We start from the raw sequence: 16,674 nt of genomic DNA, 5'->3' as shown, positions 1-16,674 counted from the left end.
GCGCGAGATATTTTTCTTAGCCCGAGGGACCGTCCCCACAATTTTTTGTGTGTGGGTAGGAAGAGACAAAACCGCTGGGAGGCATGGAAGATGAATAAGAAAAGCGTTCGTGACGTAGAAGTTAGCGGTAAGCGCGTATTTGTCCGGGTCGATTTCAACGTGCCGCTGGAGAACGGAAAAATTACCGACGATACGCGGATTCGCGAAACGCTGCCGACGATCAAGTACTTGACGGATCGCGGAGCGAAAGTCATTCTGGCCAGCCATTTGGGCCGTCCGAAGGGACAAGTCGTGGAAGACATGCGGCTGACTCCGGCTGCGGCACGCTTGGCCGAGCTGCTCGGCAAGCCGGTTGCGAAGGCGGACGAAGCGATTGGCGACGCAGTCAAAGCGCAAATTGCCAAGCTGAACGACGGCGACGTGCTGCTGCTTGAGAACGTGCGTTTCTATGCGGGCGAAGAGAAGAACGATCCGGAGCTGGCGAAAGCTTTTGCCGAACTGGCGGATCTGTACGTCAATGACGCGTTCGGCGCTGCGCATCGGGCTCATGCTTCCACAGAAGGTATCGCGCATCATCTGCCGGCCGTATCCGGATTGCTGATGGAAAAAGAACTCGACGTTCTCGGCAAAGCGCTGAACAATCCGGATCGTCCGTTCACCGCGATTGTCGGCGGAGCGAAGGTGAAAGACAAAATCGCTGTCATCGAGAAGCTGATCGAGATTGCAGACAACATCATCATCGGCGGCGGGCTGTCCTACACCTTCTTCAAAGCGAAAGGCTACGAGATCGGCAAGTCCCTCGTAGACAACGACCGTCTGGAGCTGGTGCAGGAATTCGAGCGTAAAGCCAAGGAAAAAGGCGTGAACTTCCTGCTGCCGGTTGACGTTGTCGTCGGCGACGATTTCAGCGCTTCGGCGAACGCGAAAATTGTAGACGTCGACCAAATTCCGGCGGATTGGGAAGGCTTCGACATCGGACCGAAAACCCGCGAGCTGTTTGCCAAAACGATTGCGGAGTCCAAGCTGGTCGTATGGAACGGACCGATGGGCGTATTCGAATTGAAGCCGTTCGAGGACGGAACGAAAGCGGTAGCGGAAGCTTGCGCGGCGACGGCCGGCTATACGGTCATCGGCGGCGGCGACTCGGCGGCGGCTGTGGAGAAATTCCATCTCGGCGACAAAATGGATCACATCTCCACCGGCGGCGGAGCTTCTCTTGAATTTATGGAAGGCAAGGCGCTTCCAGGCGTCGTGGCTTTAAACGATAAATAGGAGGCGGGGCAAATGCGCAAACCGATCATTGCAGGCAACTGGAAAATGTTCAAAACGGTAGGAGAATCGCTGGCCTTCGTCAGCGAGGTTAAGGGCAAGGCGGAAGCGGCGGGCGTCGAGAGCGTCATTTGCGCGCCGTTTACGAACCTTCCGGCCTTGGTAGAAGCGGTGAAGGGCACGACGCTGAAGGTCGGCGCTCAAAACCTGCATTTTGAAGACAACGGCGCGTTTACTGGCGAGATCAGCGGCGTGATGCTGAAAGATCTGGGCGTAGAGTACGTGATCATCGGGCACTCCGAGCGCCGGGCTTATTTTGCGGAAACCGACGAAACGGTCAACAAAAAAGTGCACGCGGCGTTTAAGCACGGCTTGACCCCGATCGTATGCGTCGGCGAGAAGCTGGAAGAGCGCGAAGCGGGCCAAACGAAAAACGTATGCAAAGTGCAGACCGAAGCGGCGTTTGCCGGCTTGAGCGCGGAGCAGGCGGCGAAAGTCGTCATCGCTTACGAGCCGATCTGGGCGATCGGAACGGGCAAATCGTCGACCGCGGCGGACGCTCAGGACGTGATCGGCTACATCCGCGAGCTGGTTACCGGCTTGTATGGAGCCGAGACGGCAGCAGCGGTACGGATTCAATACGGCGGCAGCGTGAAGCCGAACAACATCGCCGAGTACATGCAGCAGCCGGACATCGACGGCGCACTGGTAGGGGGCGCGAGTCTGGAGCCGGCATCCTACATCGATTTGATCAAGGGGGCCGAGTAACATGGCCAGACCGAAACCGGTAGCACTGATTATTTTGGACGGCTTCGGCCTTCGCGGCGAAACGCAGGGCAATGCGGTAGCGCAGGCGAACAAGCCGAATTACGACCGGTATTGGAACCAGTTTCCCCATACGACGCTGACCGCTTGCGGCGAGGCCGTCGGGCTGCCGGAAGGGCAAATGGGCAACTCAGAAGTGGGTCATCTCAACATCGGTGCCGGACGAATCGTGTATCAGGACTTGACGCGGATTTCCAAGTCGATTCGCGAAGGCGAGTTTTTCGAGAACGAAACGATACTCGGCGCCGTACGTCATGCCCGCGAGCACGGCAAGAAGCTTCATCTGTACGGTCTGCTGTCCGACGGCGGCGTACATAGCCATATCGCTCACCTGTTTGCGTTGCTGGAAGTGTGCAAGAAGGAAGACTTCCACGAAATCTACATTCATGCGTTCCTGGACGGCCGCGATGTCGCGCCGGACAGCGCCGTGAACTATATGGAGCAGTTGCAAAACAAAATTGCAGAGCTCGGCGTCGGCCGCATCGCCACGGTGCAAGGACGGTACTATGCGATGGACCGCGACAAGCGCTGGGAGCGTACGGAGAAGTCGTATCGCGCGATGGTATACGGCGAAGGACCGTCCTACGAGGACCCGATGAACGCCATCAAGGAATCGTACGTCCGTTCCGTATTCGACGAGTTCGTCATGCCGACGGTCATCGTGAAGAAGGACGGTACGCCTGTCGGTCTGGTGGAGTCCGGCGATTCGGTCGTGTTCTTCAACTTCCGCCCGGACCGGGCGATCCAGCTGTCGCAAGTATTCACGAACAGCGATTTCCGAGGTTTCGACCGCGGGGACAAGTGTCCGAAAGATTTGTACTATGTATGCCTGACCCTGTTCAGCGAAACCGTGGGTGGCTACGTTGCGTATAAACCGAAGAATCTGGACAATACGCTCGGCGAGGTACTGGTGCAGAACAACCTGAAGCAGCTCCGCATTGCCGAGACGGAAAAGTACCCGCACGTCACGTTCTTCTTCAGCGGTGGTCGCGACGTCGAGCTTCCGGGTGAAACGCGTATCCTTATCAACTCCCCGAAGGTTGCGACGTATGACCTGAAGCCGGAGATGAGTGCGTACGAGGTAGCGGAAGCGGCGGTGAAGGAGATCGAGGCCGAGCGTCAGGACGTGATCATCCTGAACTTTGCCAACCCTGACATGGTCGGACACTCCGGATTGCTGGAGCCGACGATCAAAGCGATCGAAGCGACGGACGAGTGCCTCGGCAAAGTCGTGGACGCCATTCTGGCGAAGGGCGGGGTCGCGCTGATTACGGCCGATCACGGCAACGCCGATATTGTGACGAATCCGGACGGTTCGCGCAATACCGCGCATACGACGAATCCGGTCCCTTTCATTCTCACCGATAGTCATGTTACACTAAGAAACGATGGCATTTTGGCGGATATCGCCCCGACGATGCTCGAGTTTCTGGGCGTGACGCAGCCGGCGGAAATGACCGGGAAATCGATCGTTGCAACACGCGGTTAACCCTTGTGCAAACGGAATAAAAAAACGAGAAGGAGTGTTCTAGCAATGACTGTAATCTCCAATGTATACGCACGCGAAGTGCTTGACTCCCGCGGTAACCCGACGGTAGAAGTGGAAGTATATCTGGAATCCGGAGCGCGCGGCCGCGCTATCGTTCCATCCGGCGCATCGACAGGCGCTTACGAAGCTGTAGAGCTTCGTGACGGCGACAAAGGCCGTTACCTTGGCAAAGGCGTACTGAAAGCCGTTGAGAACGTGAACGACTTAATCGCACCGGAAATCATCGGCATGAACGCCCTTGACCAAGTCGGCATCGACAAGCGCATGATCGAGCTGGACGGCACGCCGAACAAAGCGAAGCTTGGCGCCAACGCGATTCTGGCTGTATCTATGGCCGTAGCTCGCGCAGCGGCTGAAGCGCTGGACATTCCGCTGTACGTATACCTCGGCGGATTCAACGCCAAGACGCTTCCGGTTCCGATGATGAACATCATCAACGGTGGCGCACACGCGGACAACAACGTGGACGTGCAGGAGTTTATGGTATTGCCGGTAGGCGCTCCGACCTTCAAAGAAGCGCTGCGTACAGGCGCGGAAATTTTCCACAGCTTGAAAAACGTATTGAAAGAGCAAGGCCTGAACACGGCTGTTGGTGACGAGGGCGGTTTTGCTCCGAACTTGAGCTCCAACGAAGCGGCGATTCAAACGATCATCACGGCAATCGAGCGCGCAGGCTACAAGCCGGGTGTCGACGTATTCCTGGGTATGGACGTAGCTTCCACCGAGTTCTTCAAAGACGGCAAATACCATCTTGAAGGCGAAGGCAAATCGTTCACTTCCGCCGAGTTCGTGGACTTCCTCGCTTCCTGGGTAGACAAATACCCGATCATCACGATCGAAGACGGCTGCTCCGAAGACGACTGGGAAGGCTGGAAGCTGCTCACCGAGAAGCTTGGCGGCAAAGTACAGCTCGTCGGCGACGACTTGTTCGTAACGAACACAAACCGCCTGTCCCAAGGTATCGAGCAAAATATCGGCAACTCCATCCTCGTGAAAGTGAACCAAATCGGTTCCTTGACCGAGACGTTCGACGCAATCGAAATGGCAAAACGCGCAGGCTACACGGCGGTTATTTCCCACCGTTCCGGCGAAAGCGAAGACAGCACGATCGCCGATATCGCAGTAGCTACGAACGCAGGCCAAATCAAAACCGGTGCGCCTTCCCGTACCGACCGCGTAGCGAAGTACAACCAATTGCTCCGCATTGAGGACCAACTGGCAAGCGTCGCTCAATACGCAGGCAAATCCGCATTTTACAACCTGAAAAACTTCAAATAAGTTTGCAGTTGTAAAGTACAGGGGTTTAATAATAAAATATCGTCAGACGGTATTGTTTTTTTGACGGCACGAAGGTGAAGGGTATTGTGTCCTCCGTAGAGTCTACGTGCTGCCTTTAAAAACGGGTTATTACCGACAGGTAAGTTCAATAGAACCCGTTTTTAAGAGCAGCCGCAGGGGGACAGCAATACCCGTAACCGTACGAGCATCAAACCTACAACGACGACTGACACTCACCCGGAGGGGATCACATGAGTAATCTGATAAAGACCGTATTTTTCTTGATTTTATCGGCCTTTCTTACGCATCTGATTCCCTTCAGTGATTTTTTCCGCAATCTCGATACGATGATTCACGAGTTCGGCCATGCGATCGTGACGTTGGCGCTCTCCGGCAAAGTGATGTATATTGAGCTGTTCGCGAACCATAGCGGCGTGACGTATTCGCAGGTGACGAACCGGTGGAGTCTCCTTCCGATTGCGCTGGCAGGGTACACGACGGCTTCGCTGTTCGCGCTTTTCATGTTTCGGATGCGGGCCAGTGACAAGCAGCGGCTCGGATTGCAGGTGATGACGGCGATCGCCATCGTGGCTCTTATCCTGTTCGTGCGCAACGAATTCGGAATCTTCTGGCTGCTTGGCTTCATTATCTTGAATACGATCATGCTGGCGTTTATGCCGCGCTGGCTCAGTGATCTGTATTACCTGCTTTTGGCCTTCCTGACGCTGGAGGAGTCGGTTTTCGGGCCGTTCTCGTTGATCCTGTATGCCTGGAACGATCCGGCGAAGGCGGGCGATGCGACAAACCTCAGTCTGGTGACCCCGATCCCGGCTATTGGGTGGGCGGTGTTGTTGACGCTGTTTTCCTTATGGTGCGCGGTACGGGCGCTGAAGTGGTTTCTTAGCGGACGCAAATCGTCGCGAGCCTCGCGATCCGCGTACCGGCAGCAGTTTGAAGAGTAAAGATTTTGTAAAATACGCATAGGACGATCCAACAGGATTTGTCAGTGCGTATTTTTTGTGGTATACTAAGCATGCTGTCTATTTTCGGACAAGTCCGTTTATTTTTGCAGGAGGTGGAATCATGGAATTAGCATTGAAGATCATCCTGGTAATCGCTTCGCTTGGCTTGATTGCGGCCGTATTGCTGCAGCCGGGAAAAAGCGCAGGTTTGTCCGGTGCCATCTCCGGAGGGGCGGAGCATCTGTTCGGAAAGAAGAAGGCGCGGGGGCTGGAGCTGTTTTTGTCCCGTTTGACTATGGGTCTCGCCGTTGTATTCTTCGTCTTATCTTTGATTGTGGCGTACTTTGTAAAAGGCGCGTAAACATAAAAAGGCGGCAGCAGGGGAATATTACTCCTGCTGTTTTTTTGTAGCTTTTCACATGGATAGATCTCGCGGGGCCGCATGCTTCAGGAAGGTAGGAACGGCCTGGAACATCCCGAAGGATGTGAGACGGAGGCGGGACGCTTGAAACGAGTATACAAAACAACGGAGCCTTTTCGGCTGGAAGGCACCGGTGAACGGGCTTCGACGCAGTTGCTGCTCATTCACGGCTTTACGGGGTCCCCATCGGAGCTTCGGCGGTTAGGCTATTATTTGAACGATCTTGGCTATACTGTTAATGCCGTCCTGCTGCCGGGGCATGGCACGACGCCGGAGGATATGATCCGAACCGGCCGGGACGATTGGTCCGGTCACGTGCTGCGCAGCTATGATGCGATGGCTGCCAGGCGGGCCCGTGAGGGCAAAATTGTAGCGATCGGCCATTCCATGGGAGGGCTGCTGGCTTTGGAGCTGGCGATGAAGCGAAGGCTTGACGGCGTGGTTTCGCTGGCGGCGCCGATGTTTTTGTCCAGCCGCAAAACCTCGCTGGCCCTGCTGCTGCAGTATTTTATCAAATACATCGAACGGCGGCCGACGGCGGCGGCGCAACTGATGGAGGAAGCCTGTACATATGACAAGACGCCGGTCCGGTGCGTGGTCGATCTTCGGAGGCTGATGAAGCTCGTAAAAGCGGACTTGGGCAAAGTATCGGCGCCGTTATTTGTCGGGCAGGGCATTAAGGACGGGATGGTCCTTCCGAAAAGCGCAGAGTACATTTACCGGCATGTATCCTCGCTCGTCCGTCAAATCGAGTATTACCCCCATTCCTCCCATGGCTTGCTGCTTGACGAGTGGCGGGAACGGGTATACGAAGATATATCCCGTTTTTTGGCGAGGCTTGACCAGGTCGGGACATGGAAACAGGCGGTCGTGGAAATTCAGACATAGGTTATAGAAAGAAAAGGCAGGTGAGAACATTGATAACGCGTGAAGTTTTACTAGATTTTATGAAAGAGACGGCTTATAAGCCGATGACGTATCATGAGCTGGAGCAGCACTTCGTGCTGGAGAGCGCAGAGGAGTTCAAAGCGTTTCTCAAGCTGCTCAATGAGCTCGAGAATGAAGGACTTATTCTTCGTACGCGCAACGAACGGTACGGGGTGCCGGAGCGGATGAATCTGCTGCGCGGCAAGCTGCAGGCGCATGCCAAAGGCTTCGGCTTTCTCATTCCCGACGACCGGGACCATCCGGACGTGTACATCCATGCCAACGACATGGGGACGGCCATGAACGGGGATATCGTGCTCGTGCGGATTACGTCCAAGAGTCCGTCCGGCGGCCGGATGGAGGGCGAAGTGGTACGGGTGGTCAGTCGGGGCAATACGCAGATCGTCGGACTGTTTCAGTCCCATGAGGAGTATGCATTTGTCATTCCGGACGACAAGCGGGTAGTGCGGGATATTTTTATTCCGAAGGAATCGTTCGGCGGCGCCATGGACGGGCACAAGGTCGTGGTGAAAATCGTATCGTATCCGGAAGGACGAGCAGCGGCGCAAGGTGAAGTGGTGGAGATTCTGGGTCATAAAAACGATCCGGGCGTCGATATTCTCTCGATTATCCGCAAGCACCAGCTGCCCGAAGCGTTCCCAGACGAGGTGATGGAAGAAGCGTCGGCTGTCCCGGATGTGATCGCGGAAGAGGATCTAAAGGGCCGCCGCGACCTGCGCGGCAAGCGTATCGTCACGATTGACGGGGAAGATGCCAAAGACTTGGACGATGCCGTCAACGTGGAGCGGCTGCCGAACGGCAATTATGTGCTCGGCGTGCATATCGCTGACGTCAGCTATTATGTGCGTGAGGGCTCGCCGCTTGACAATGAAGCGTACAACCGCGGGTGCAGCGTGTATTTGGTGGATCGGGTCATTCCGATGCTGCCGCACCGGCTGTCCAACGGGATTTGCTCGCTGAATCCGCAGGTGGACCGGCTTACGATGTCCTGTGAGATGGAATTCGACGCGGATGCGAACGTGGTGCGTCATGATATTTTTACAAGCGTGATCAAGACAAGCGAGCGGATGACGTATTCGAACGTCCGCAAGCTGCTGAGCGAGGAAGCACCGGAGCCGGAGCTGCTGGAGAAATACGCTTATCTGATGGATGACTTCCGTTTAATGGAAGAGCTGGCGATGAAGCTGCGGTCGAAGCGGATGCGCCGCGGTGCGATCGATTTCGATTTTCAGGAATCGAAAATCCTGGTCGATGCGGACGGCAAGCCGACAGATATCGTGAAGCGGGATCGGACGATCGCGGAAATGATCATCGAAGAGTTCATGCTGGCGGCGAACGAGACGGTGGCGGAGCATTTTCATTGGCTCAAAGTGCCGTTCCTGTACCGGATTCACGAGGACCCGGACGCGGAGAAGCTGCAGCATTTTATGGAGTTCATCACGAACTTCGGTTATGTTGTCCGGGGCAAAGGCAATTCGGTGCATCCGCGGGCGCTGCAAACGCTGCTGGAGGAAATCAAGGGTACGAAGGAAGAGACGGTCATCAGCACGGTGATGCTGCGTTCGATGAAGCAAGCGAAGTACGATTCGCAGAGCCTGGGCCACTATGGTCTGGCTGCAGAATTTTACTCGCACTTCACGTCGCCGATCCGGCGTTACCCGGACCTCGTGATTCACCGCGTCATTCGTGAGGTGCTGGAAAGCGGCACGCTCAGTGAAGCGCGGCACGAGTACTTGGCTTCGCGGATGGACGATATTGCGAAGCAATCGTCCGAGCGGGAGCGGGTGGCCGTCGATGCGGAGCGGGAGACGGAGGCGCTGAAGAAGTCCGAATTCATGCTCGACAAAGTCGGCGAGGAGTTCGACGGCATCATAAGCAGCGTCACAAGCTTCGGGATGTTCGTGGAGCTGGATAACACTGTGGAAGGGTTGATCCGTCTATCCGATCTGACGGACGATTACTACCACTTCCACGACGCTCAGCACGCGCTCATCGGCGAGCGCACGTCCAAAATTTATCGCCTTGGCGATGAAGTGAAGGTGCGCGTCTCGCGGGTGAACATGGAGGAGCATACCATCGATTTCGAGATGGTCGATATGAAGCCGCGGCCGCAGAAGATGAGTCTGGTTGACGCGCTGAATGCTGTGCGCAAGACCAAGCGCGACGGCCGTCCCGGCCGGGCAGGCAAAGCCGCCGCAGGCGGAGCACGCACTGGACGCACAGAACGCGCCGGGAAGCGCGGTACGGGCGGCAACGGCCGCGGGAAGGGCCCGGCAGCCGCGAAGACGCGCGCACTGGAGGCGGTGCGCACCGGCGAGGGCGCCACGGCAACCGGCCGTGCCGCAGGGCGCAAAAGCGCCAAAGCCGTGGGCAAGGCGGCCAAAGGCGGCGGCGTGGGCATCGGCTTCGCCAAGAAGAAGCGCAAAAAGACCGTCAAGCGCTAATTCCCCTTGATTTCCGGGGATGGAGTTGGTACAATGGACTCCATCCCTCTGTTTGGAAATCGGTATGGGAAGGAGCGGCTACGGGGGCATGAGCAAAAAAAGCGATGGAAAAGTGCTGGCGCAAAACAAAAAAGCGTCTCACGATTATTTTATCGAGGATACTTACGAATGCGGCCTGGTGCTGACCGGTACGGAGATCAAATCGCTGCGGCTCGGACGAGCCAATATCGGCGACGCGTTCGCGACGATCCGGAACGGCGAAGCATTCGTGCACAATATGCATATCAGCCCATTCGAGCAAGGCAACCGGTTTAACCCCAGCGATCCGACGCGGGCCCGCAAGCTTCTTCTCAAGAAAGTCGAGATTAACAAACTGCTGGGCCAATCGAAGCAGGAAGGCTATACGCTGGTACCGCTCAAGGTATATGTGCGCAACGGCTACGCGAAGCTGCTGCTCGGCTTGGGTAAAGGGAAGAAACAATACGACAAACGCGATACGGCGGCGAAACGCGATGCTCAGCGGGATATTCAGCGGGCGCTGCGCGAGAAGCAGAAGGTCGCAAGGTAACGTTTTGGCGGAAATCCGCCAGTATGTTTAGGTTTTGGCATCGCTCCCAACAACTCTCCCCTTCATTTTGCTCAGGGATATGTTATAATGAAAGAGCACTTGGGGAAGTGCACAGCTTTTATAGCAGAAGTCAGCAGAAGTTGTAGGTAAGTTTTTTTCATAACCTTTTTAATTAGGGTCTCCCATTCGATGGGAGGCCCACCTATGCGGGGACGTTCTTGGATTCGACGGGGATAGTTCGAGCATGGGTTGCGGGTAGTGGGGACGCGTCCGCTTTATCAACGCTAAAGCCAATTAAATGGCAAACAACAACAACAACTCGCTTTCGCAGCTTAATAACCTGTGACGCGGCTTCTACCCTGCATCGCCCATGTGCCGGGATAGGGGCTCAACCTTAGTGGGATACGCTGTCTAGTCTCCGCCTGCGGCTAGCTGAAGAAGACAATCAGGCTGACCCAACGCGTAGCCGGTTACGGGGCGACGCTCGGGTGACATCAAAACTGTGACTACACCCGTAGAAGCCTGTGTGGCGTTATCTTCGGACAGGGGTTCGACTCCCCTCGTCTCCATAAAAGTACAAAAGCATCGACCAAATGGTCGGTGCTTTTGTTTTGTGGAGACGCGAGGCGGGAGGCGAAGCCCCTGATGGGGTTCAGACCGCGCGCAGTGGAGCGGAAGCGGAACGAGCACGGCATTGAAATTTACCGCTAAGATCGTCATCATCGACTAGGCTTCGAGAGCAGGTAAAATCGAGATTTCAATACTCCCCTCGTCTCCATATGTTAAATCCACAACCGCATGAGGTTTTGGATTTTTGCACGTCTAGGACAGATTTTAATTTAAGTATTCAGTATAAATGAAGTGATCTCGAGATGAGGAATTAATCGTGTCTTTGAAATTATTGTAAATTTTTACCAAGCCCTATCAAGAAAGCCCGTTTACGTGGGCGGACGAACGGTAAGTCCCTTTTTGATTTTCTCTTTTCCGACAACTTGCATAGTTTTCTTTTACGAACATATTTGCTTCTAAGTCAGAATGGTTTTTATTAGAAAAATATCATTCGGTATGGTAAAGTGAGGTAACGGTCGTGCTGCCACACCGTGGAAGAAGCTGCAAATAAATCAATTCAACTATGTCTTTCGTAACGGGGTGAAGTAGATGAATAGTAGAAAAATGATTAGTTTGCTTATTGTTTTCGTCTTACTTTTCGGGGGGCTGGATTTTCGGGCAGGAATTGCAAGTGCGAATGACCGGCTTGATTTTAGGGAAGGCGATTACCTGGTAAGTCTCCTTCAAGAAGGGGATGGATACAATCGCGTTTTTAAATTCACGCCGGGTAATCGAATTACGGCTACCAATACGAAATTTCGCTTGTTTATCTATGCGCGTGAAATCGAGCCCACAGAGTATACGGTTGATTATGAGAACTGCACCATAACGATGCGTCATGCTCCCGACTTAGGAGCTGAACTGCATATCAAATACTCCATCAGCCCTACCTTTGAATGGGGGGAAGGGGAGTCGGGCACAGACAAAATTGGAAATGCCCTTTCCGAAGGGGATGGTTCAACGCGAGTTTTTAAAGTAACTTCCCGTTACACCATCAACTCTAGTAAAAATGTCAGTTTATACATCGATGGATCTAAGGTTCGCCCTTCGGAATTCACCTTTAACCATGAGAATAATACAGTAACAATAACAGAAAAACGCCGGGCACTGGGCGCCAAGTCGAAAATTTACTTCTATTTTCCCAAGACTTCTATTTCCGGTACACAACCATCCCACGGGGAACCTGCAGCGATTCCTCCATCAGGCCCAGCTGTAGATCCATTCCCTAATACAACCGTTAAACCGGAGTTCCAAGTACCTAGCGGAGCAAGCTTTCCCGGCGCGATTACGCTAAACCCGGATCATACATTCACTGTGAATACCACAGCTGCAACTTCGCGACCGGCCTATTTTTCCTATTTAATGGTCAAAAATGCAAAGGGGAAACTCGTTAAGCAAATCCGAGTTACCCCCAATAGACCTTCAACCTATTCATTGAGCAAGCTTGGGCTGCCGTCGGGTGGATATTACTTTTATTTGAAAACAGTCAATCAATCGGGAGGGTTGGCGGCATCGATCCCTCAATTCGTTCCGATTAACAATGAGCCGCAAAAAATTCAAGTCTTTATTGGCGGACAACTGCAAGGTTATGCACAGGCGCCTGTAAATTGGAATGGAAGTGCACTTGTTCCGTTTCGGGCCATTTTCGAATCGCTTGGCGCAGCAGTAGAATGGGATAGTTCCACCCAGACGGTCAGAGCAACAAGAGAAGGCAAAACCATCGTATTAACGATTGGTTCCAATATAGCTTACGTGAATGGCGTTCCTGTAACTTTGAGTGCACCTGCACAATTAATCAATGGAATTACCATGGTTCCCGTTCGATTCGTAAGCGAGGCTCTTGGCGGCGTTGTAGAGTGGAACGAGGCTTCCAAGTCGGTTGTTGTTTTTCAAAACAAGCCTGACATCCTTACATCTGTTGAAAGCGAGAAAACTCCAATCGAGGCAGGAGTGCAAGAACCGTCCGAACCGTCGGCCTCCTCGCCTATTTTACAAAACATATCGAAAGGGATTACGAATTCTTCCGATATCGTTTTTGTAATTGACGTTACAGGCAGTATGGGGGAAGTCATCGACTATGTGAAAGAAACGGTCAAAAGCTTCGTGGATTCCGTCCCGTCCGGTTCTAATTTTGCTATCGTTGGGTATCGGGATATTAATTATGTGGACCTTTATAACCCTGATTTCGAGATTTTTGATTTCACGAATAATAAAGATTTGTTAAAGGCTCAATTGGAGAACTTGGTGGCTTCCGGCGGAGAAGATGTGGAGGAATCCGGACTGGAGGCTATTAATAAGGCGGTCCAAAAATTATCGGGCAGCAAGAACTCCAAACGAATCATCTTTATAACCGATGCCCCTGTTCACGATAAAGGCACCTCGCCAGAAATGGCCGGGTTCTCTCTTGAAGAAATTAACGCTAACCTGCAAGCGAATCAAGTTACTCTTGATGCCATCGCACCGCAAAGCGGATTGGCCCATGAACAAATTATCAAGCTTGTTCAAAGTAATCATGGCACCCTGTACGATATTAACGATGCCAATCTAATGCAGCTGCACTGATTTTGGGCCAAGCAGCCTGTCACTCATTCTTGGGATCACGCAGCGGCGGATTGTGGATTGGCTAAGCCAAGGTTCGTCTTCATAAAGTACAAAAGCATCGACCCCATGGTCGGTGCTTTTGTTTTGTAGAGAAGCGTAGAGGGAAGAATCCGCGCTAAGAATGTCATCGGGAATAGGCCGATCCTTTCCCTCCCCAAAGAGAGGACTAATACTTGATTTTGAGACTCTCTCCGTTAACATAGACGCCTTCCGAGCGGGTAATCGGCAGCTTTTGTTCTGCGCTAAAGCCGATCGTTTCTCCGTCCTTTAAAGTTACGTTATATTCTATAACATAACCGGAAATGTCAATCAGAAAATCGCGCAGCTCGGCAGGAGAGGCCTGACTGTCCAACACTTCGATTTCATCTTTGCCAAAGGACTTCAGCCCGTGGGTGTAGCCATTCATCCCTGTTTCGGTTCCGACCAGACCAAAGTGAACCAAATTCAACAATGGAAAAGCGTCATCCGATTTCATCATGTCGGCCATTTCCAGAAAAAGACCCGGTTGAAACACGGTTCCGGATGAGTAAAGCCCGATAGCATTAGGAAGCTTCAAGCAGCTGGCCGCCAGCTTAGTGTAAAGCCTGCCGCTGTCGAGCGGAGAGCCGGATCGGGTAAATACGGCCACAATAATTTGGGCGACATGGGTTTTGGTAATGTCCGCAGCTTCTCGCCAGAGGTAGTTGCCCTGTGCATAATGCTCTGCCTCTCCGTCCGGTACAGGAGCATCGATAAAGCTTAAGGCTGCAGTGAAGCCGTCCACTTCAAAAACAAGGATACCTTCTTTTTCTTCCTCGGGGTGGCTTTCTCCCTCTGCCGATGAGCAGGAGATATTCCAATCCTGCAGGAGGTTCTCCTTCACCTGATCAAGATCGCACTCCGAAGAATTCAGCAGAACGAACCCGTTAAAAATGCCGGAACCGGATGAATCGTCCTGAGATTCCGCGTCACCTTCTTGCGTTTGTGCAGCCTCAATAGCGGCCGCCTGCTTCATCCAATACTCACGGATCATCTCTACCATAGCAATGGCTTCCTGCTTCGCAGTAGCCGGGTCATAGGGCTGCATCTCACTGAATATGTGGCCGCAATGCTCCGTATCGGATGGATCTTCATAGCCGCCGCAGACGGCAAGGAGCCATTTGCCGAGCAATGTTTTTTTATACTTGAATATGTAGTAATGCATGTCATGCAAATCAAATTCTCCCGCGATTTCGATTTTGCTGGGTTTGCGGCCGAGCTCGCGTTCATCGGATAGCCAGTCAATCATGGACTGCATGGCCGCTTGTTGTTGGGCTGTCATTGTATCCTCTCCTAGTCGAAGTATGCACTCTATCCATTGTATATATTACCAGACGGTGGAGCAAATCGGGTAATAGATTGCTTCTCTCCCCGCGTCTTCAGTGTTATAGCCTCGACTAATCAACTCTCTCATAGCCACTTTGGCTTGCTTTGATATAATAGAAAGTGGCAAATTCTCATTATAGTTAATCTGGGCTATATTTTGCAATTGAAATACAGGAGGTTAAATTCATGTCATCCACCATCTATAAATTGATACCTGAGGATGTACATTTTGTGCCTGAAAAAGGAAACGTTGAGCAAGTTCGGTCCTATCTGGCCTCTATATTCCCGACCGCTACGATATCGGTCGAGCAATCGGAAGAGATTCAATTCGTCGATCAGGGTGAAAATTTCGTTCAAATTACCTGTCCGAACTGCGAGACAGTAATAGAATTAAAATGGTGGCACCAAGCGATGGATACCGCATGGCAAAGTGCATTCAAGGACTTGGATGTGCAGCTCCCTTGCTGTTCGGCGCATAATACTCTTCACGGTCTTCACTATGATTTCCCGGCAGGATTTTCGCGTCTCATTTTTGAAATCGAGAACCCCGAGGAAGAAGTGACGACAGAGCAATTGAGAATGGTTGAACAGCTATTGGGATGCGAAATTCGTATGGTGAATGCTCGCTATTAAAAAGCAACCGCCAAGGTATCTGTTGTTTTTCCTGCTCCAGGCCTGCGGGGTGCTATGTAGTACTGCTGCTGCCTTGGCTTTATTCGAGCGGAAGGAAACGAGCGTAAAGGGAAATACCTCAAATTTGTGATTGACTAATCACTAACAAAATGATACATTGTCATTAAGTTAGTAATTGATCAATAACTATTGATGGGGTGAGACCATTGAAAAAAGCAATTGTGGTAGGAGCAACTGGCGGTACTGGCGCTTCGGTTACGGAGGAAATGGTTAGACGAGGGATTCGAACGGTGGCCTTCGGGCGATCCCGTGGGAAGCTTGAGCAGCTCAAGGCTAATCTGGGTAATCCGCATCATTTAACGATTGCCGTAGGCGACGCTTTCCGTCCGAATGATATTGTCTCGGCTTCGGAAGGCGCGGACGTTCTATTTCATTGCGCAAACGTGCCGTATCACGAGATGGTGAGCAAGCTGATTCCGCTGGGCGAATCCGTGATGGAAGCCGCCAACCGGCTTAGCCTAAAGGTAGTTGTGATCGACGGCATCTATCCCTATGGAAGAAGACAGATGGAGCGGGCGACCGAGGATCATCCGAAGCAGCCGCATACGAGGAAAGGCAAGATTAGACTCGCTTACGAGCATATGCTGTTCGAAGACCGATGGAACCGGGCTAAGGTAATGATCGTCCGCTTGCCGGACTATTACGGTCCCACGGCGAACGAGGCCTCCTATCTGGGCTCTACGCTCGAAGCTATCGCGGCGGGCAAAATGGCTTTTTTCATCGGCAATATGCGTGTCCCGCGGGAGTATGTCTACTTGCCGGACGCTGCGTTCATGATTGCGGAGCTCGCTGCCAGGGACGAGGCTTATGGGGAGAACTGGCATATTCCGGGCGCAGGCTTGATCTCGGGTAGGGACATCGTGCGAATTGCCCGACAAGCAAGCGGGAGCAGCAAACCGGTCATTCCGCTCGGAAGAGGCGGGCTATCCTTGCTCGGCATGGCGGTACCGGTCATGAAGGAGGTCGTGGAGATGCTCTATTTGACCGAAGAACCGCTTGTGCTGAGCGGCGACAAATACAAGCGGTTGATCGGACCGGTGCGGGCGACGTCCTTTGAAGAAGGAATCATGAATACGGTGCGCGCGTTGAACAAGAAAAAATAACTTTCATTTTAGCTCGAAGTAATTGATTAATCACTATTAAGATTGGAGGGAAAGGGAATG

General features: G+C 52.9%; 13 protein-coding genes and 1 other RNA gene. 13 read left to right on the top strand and 1 reads right to left on the bottom strand.

What is annotated here, in order from left to right; genetic code table 11:
- Positions 1–90: 90 nt before the first annotated feature.
- The 11 genes from NI000_RS22510 (at position 91) to NI000_RS22460 (ending at position 13,435) form a co-directional block, all read left to right on the top strand.
- Positions 91–1,272, top strand: a complete 1,182-nt coding sequence (locus NI000_RS22510; protein WP_253413643.1) for a phosphoglycerate kinase — start codon at positions 91–93, stop codon at positions 1,270–1,272.
- Between the two features lie 12 nt (positions 1,273–1,284).
- Positions 1,285–2,037: a triose-phosphate isomerase gene (gene tpiA / locus NI000_RS22505; RefSeq protein ID WP_253413642.1), complete on the top strand. Its 753-nt coding sequence runs from the start codon at positions 1,285–1,287 to the stop codon at positions 2,035–2,037.
- Position 2,038: 1 nt separating this feature from the next.
- Positions 2,039–3,583 carry a 2,3-bisphosphoglycerate-independent phosphoglycerate mutase gene (gene gpmI / locus NI000_RS22500; protein ID WP_253413641.1) on the top strand — a complete coding sequence of 515 codons (1,545 nt, stop codon included), beginning with the start codon at positions 2,039–2,041 and terminating at the stop codon, positions 3,581–3,583.
- A 45-nt stretch (positions 3,584–3,628) separates the two neighbouring features.
- Positions 3,629–4,921 carry a phosphopyruvate hydratase gene (gene eno, locus NI000_RS22495; RefSeq protein WP_127462795.1) on the top strand — a complete coding sequence of 431 codons (1,293 nt, stop codon included), beginning with the start codon at positions 3,629–3,631 and terminating at the stop codon, positions 4,919–4,921.
- Positions 4,922–5,172: 251 nt separating this feature from the next.
- Positions 5,173–5,883: a M50 family metallopeptidase gene (locus NI000_RS22490; protein ID WP_253413640.1), complete on the top strand. Its 711-nt coding sequence runs from the start codon at positions 5,173–5,175 to the stop codon at positions 5,881–5,883.
- 121 nt (positions 5,884–6,004) lie between these two features.
- Entirely contained in the window at positions 6,005–6,244 is a 240-nt protein-coding gene (gene secG / locus NI000_RS22485; RefSeq protein WP_025845137.1) for a preprotein translocase subunit SecG, read from the top strand.
- A gap of 144 nt (positions 6,245–6,388) precedes the next feature.
- Positions 6,389–7,192, top strand: coding sequence for an alpha/beta hydrolase (locus tag NI000_RS22480; protein WP_253413639.1), 804 nt, complete (start codon positions 6,389–6,391; stop codon positions 7,190–7,192).
- Positions 7,193–7,221: 29 nt separating this feature from the next.
- Complete coding sequence (gene rnr, locus NI000_RS22475) at positions 7,222–9,696, top strand: ribonuclease R (RefSeq protein ID WP_253413682.1); 2,475 nt, start codon at positions 7,222–7,224, stop codon at positions 9,694–9,696.
- A gap of 88 nt (positions 9,697–9,784) precedes the next feature.
- Complete coding sequence (gene smpB, locus NI000_RS22470; protein ID WP_025845132.1) at positions 9,785–10,264, top strand: SsrA-binding protein SmpB; 480 nt, start codon at positions 9,785–9,787, stop codon at positions 10,262–10,264.
- A 208-nt stretch (positions 10,265–10,472) separates the two neighbouring features.
- Positions 10,473–10,836, top strand: a transfer-messenger RNA (tmRNA) gene (gene ssrA / locus NI000_RS22465).
- Between the two features lie 586 nt (positions 10,837–11,422).
- Complete coding sequence (locus tag NI000_RS22460) at positions 11,423–13,435, top strand: stalk domain-containing protein (protein ID WP_253413638.1); 2,013 nt, start codon at positions 11,423–11,425, stop codon at positions 13,433–13,435.
- A gap of 205 nt (positions 13,436–13,640) precedes the next feature.
- Here the strand turns inward: NI000_RS22460 and NI000_RS22455 are convergent, their stop codons facing one another.
- Complete coding sequence (locus NI000_RS22455; protein WP_253413637.1) at positions 13,641–14,774, bottom strand: DUF4261 domain-containing protein; 1,134 nt, start codon at positions 14,772–14,774, stop codon at positions 13,641–13,643.
- Between the two features lie 230 nt (positions 14,775–15,004).
- On the opposite strand from NI000_RS22455, the gene NI000_RS22450 reads away from it, so the two are divergent.
- Both NI000_RS22450 and NI000_RS22445 read left to right on the top strand, forming a co-directional pair.
- Positions 15,005–15,451 (top strand): hypothetical protein, encoded by a 447-nt coding sequence (locus NI000_RS22450; protein ID WP_253413636.1) that lies wholly within the window; start codon positions 15,005–15,007, stop codon positions 15,449–15,451.
- Positions 15,452–15,657: 206 nt separating this feature from the next.
- Positions 15,658–16,614 carry an NAD-dependent epimerase/dehydratase family protein gene (locus NI000_RS22445; protein ID WP_253413635.1) on the top strand — a complete coding sequence of 319 codons (957 nt, stop codon included), beginning with the start codon at positions 15,658–15,660 and terminating at the stop codon, positions 16,612–16,614.
- The last annotated feature ends 60 nt before the right edge of the window (positions 16,615–16,674 follow it).

This window comes from Paenibacillus tyrphae (assembly GCF_024158745.1).
In the GTDB taxonomy this organism is placed as follows: domain Bacteria; phylum Bacillota; class Bacilli; order Paenibacillales; family NBRC-103111; genus Paenibacillus_G; species Paenibacillus_G tyrfis_A.
Note: the sequence above shows the minus strand (reverse complement) of the source record. Positions and strands in the feature narration are given on the sequence as shown.

What these genes read in the sequence shown, in the direction of transcription:
- NI000_RS22510 (WP_253413643.1), top strand. Translation starts at nt 91, where the DNA reads ATGAATAAGAAAAGCGTTCGTGACGTAGAAGTTAGCGGTAAGCGCGTA.
- tpiA (WP_253413642.1), top strand. Translation starts at nt 1,285, where the DNA reads ATGCGCAAACCGATCATTGCAGGCAACTGGAAAATGTTCAAAACGGTA.
- gpmI (WP_253413641.1), top strand. Translation starts at nt 2,039, where the DNA reads ATGGCCAGACCGAAACCGGTAGCACTGATTATTTTGGACGGCTTCGGC.
- eno (WP_127462795.1), top strand. Translation starts at nt 3,629, where the DNA reads ATGACTGTAATCTCCAATGTATACGCACGCGAAGTGCTTGACTCCCGC.
- NI000_RS22490 (WP_253413640.1), top strand. Translation starts at nt 5,173, where the DNA reads ATGAGTAATCTGATAAAGACCGTATTTTTCTTGATTTTATCGGCCTTT.
- secG (WP_025845137.1), top strand. Translation starts at nt 6,005, where the DNA reads ATGGAATTAGCATTGAAGATCATCCTGGTAATCGCTTCGCTTGGCTTG.
- smpB (WP_025845132.1), top strand. Translation starts at nt 9,785, where the DNA reads ATGAGCAAAAAAAGCGATGGAAAAGTGCTGGCGCAAAACAAAAAAGCG.
- NI000_RS22460 (WP_253413638.1), top strand. Translation starts at nt 11,423, where the DNA reads ATGAATAGTAGAAAAATGATTAGTTTGCTTATTGTTTTCGTCTTACTT.
- NI000_RS22455 (WP_253413637.1), bottom strand. Translation starts at nt 14,774, where the DNA reads ATGACAGCCCAACAACAAGCGGCCATGCAGTCCATGATTGACTGGCTA.
- NI000_RS22450 (WP_253413636.1), top strand. Translation starts at nt 15,005, where the DNA reads ATGTCATCCACCATCTATAAATTGATACCTGAGGATGTACATTTTGTG.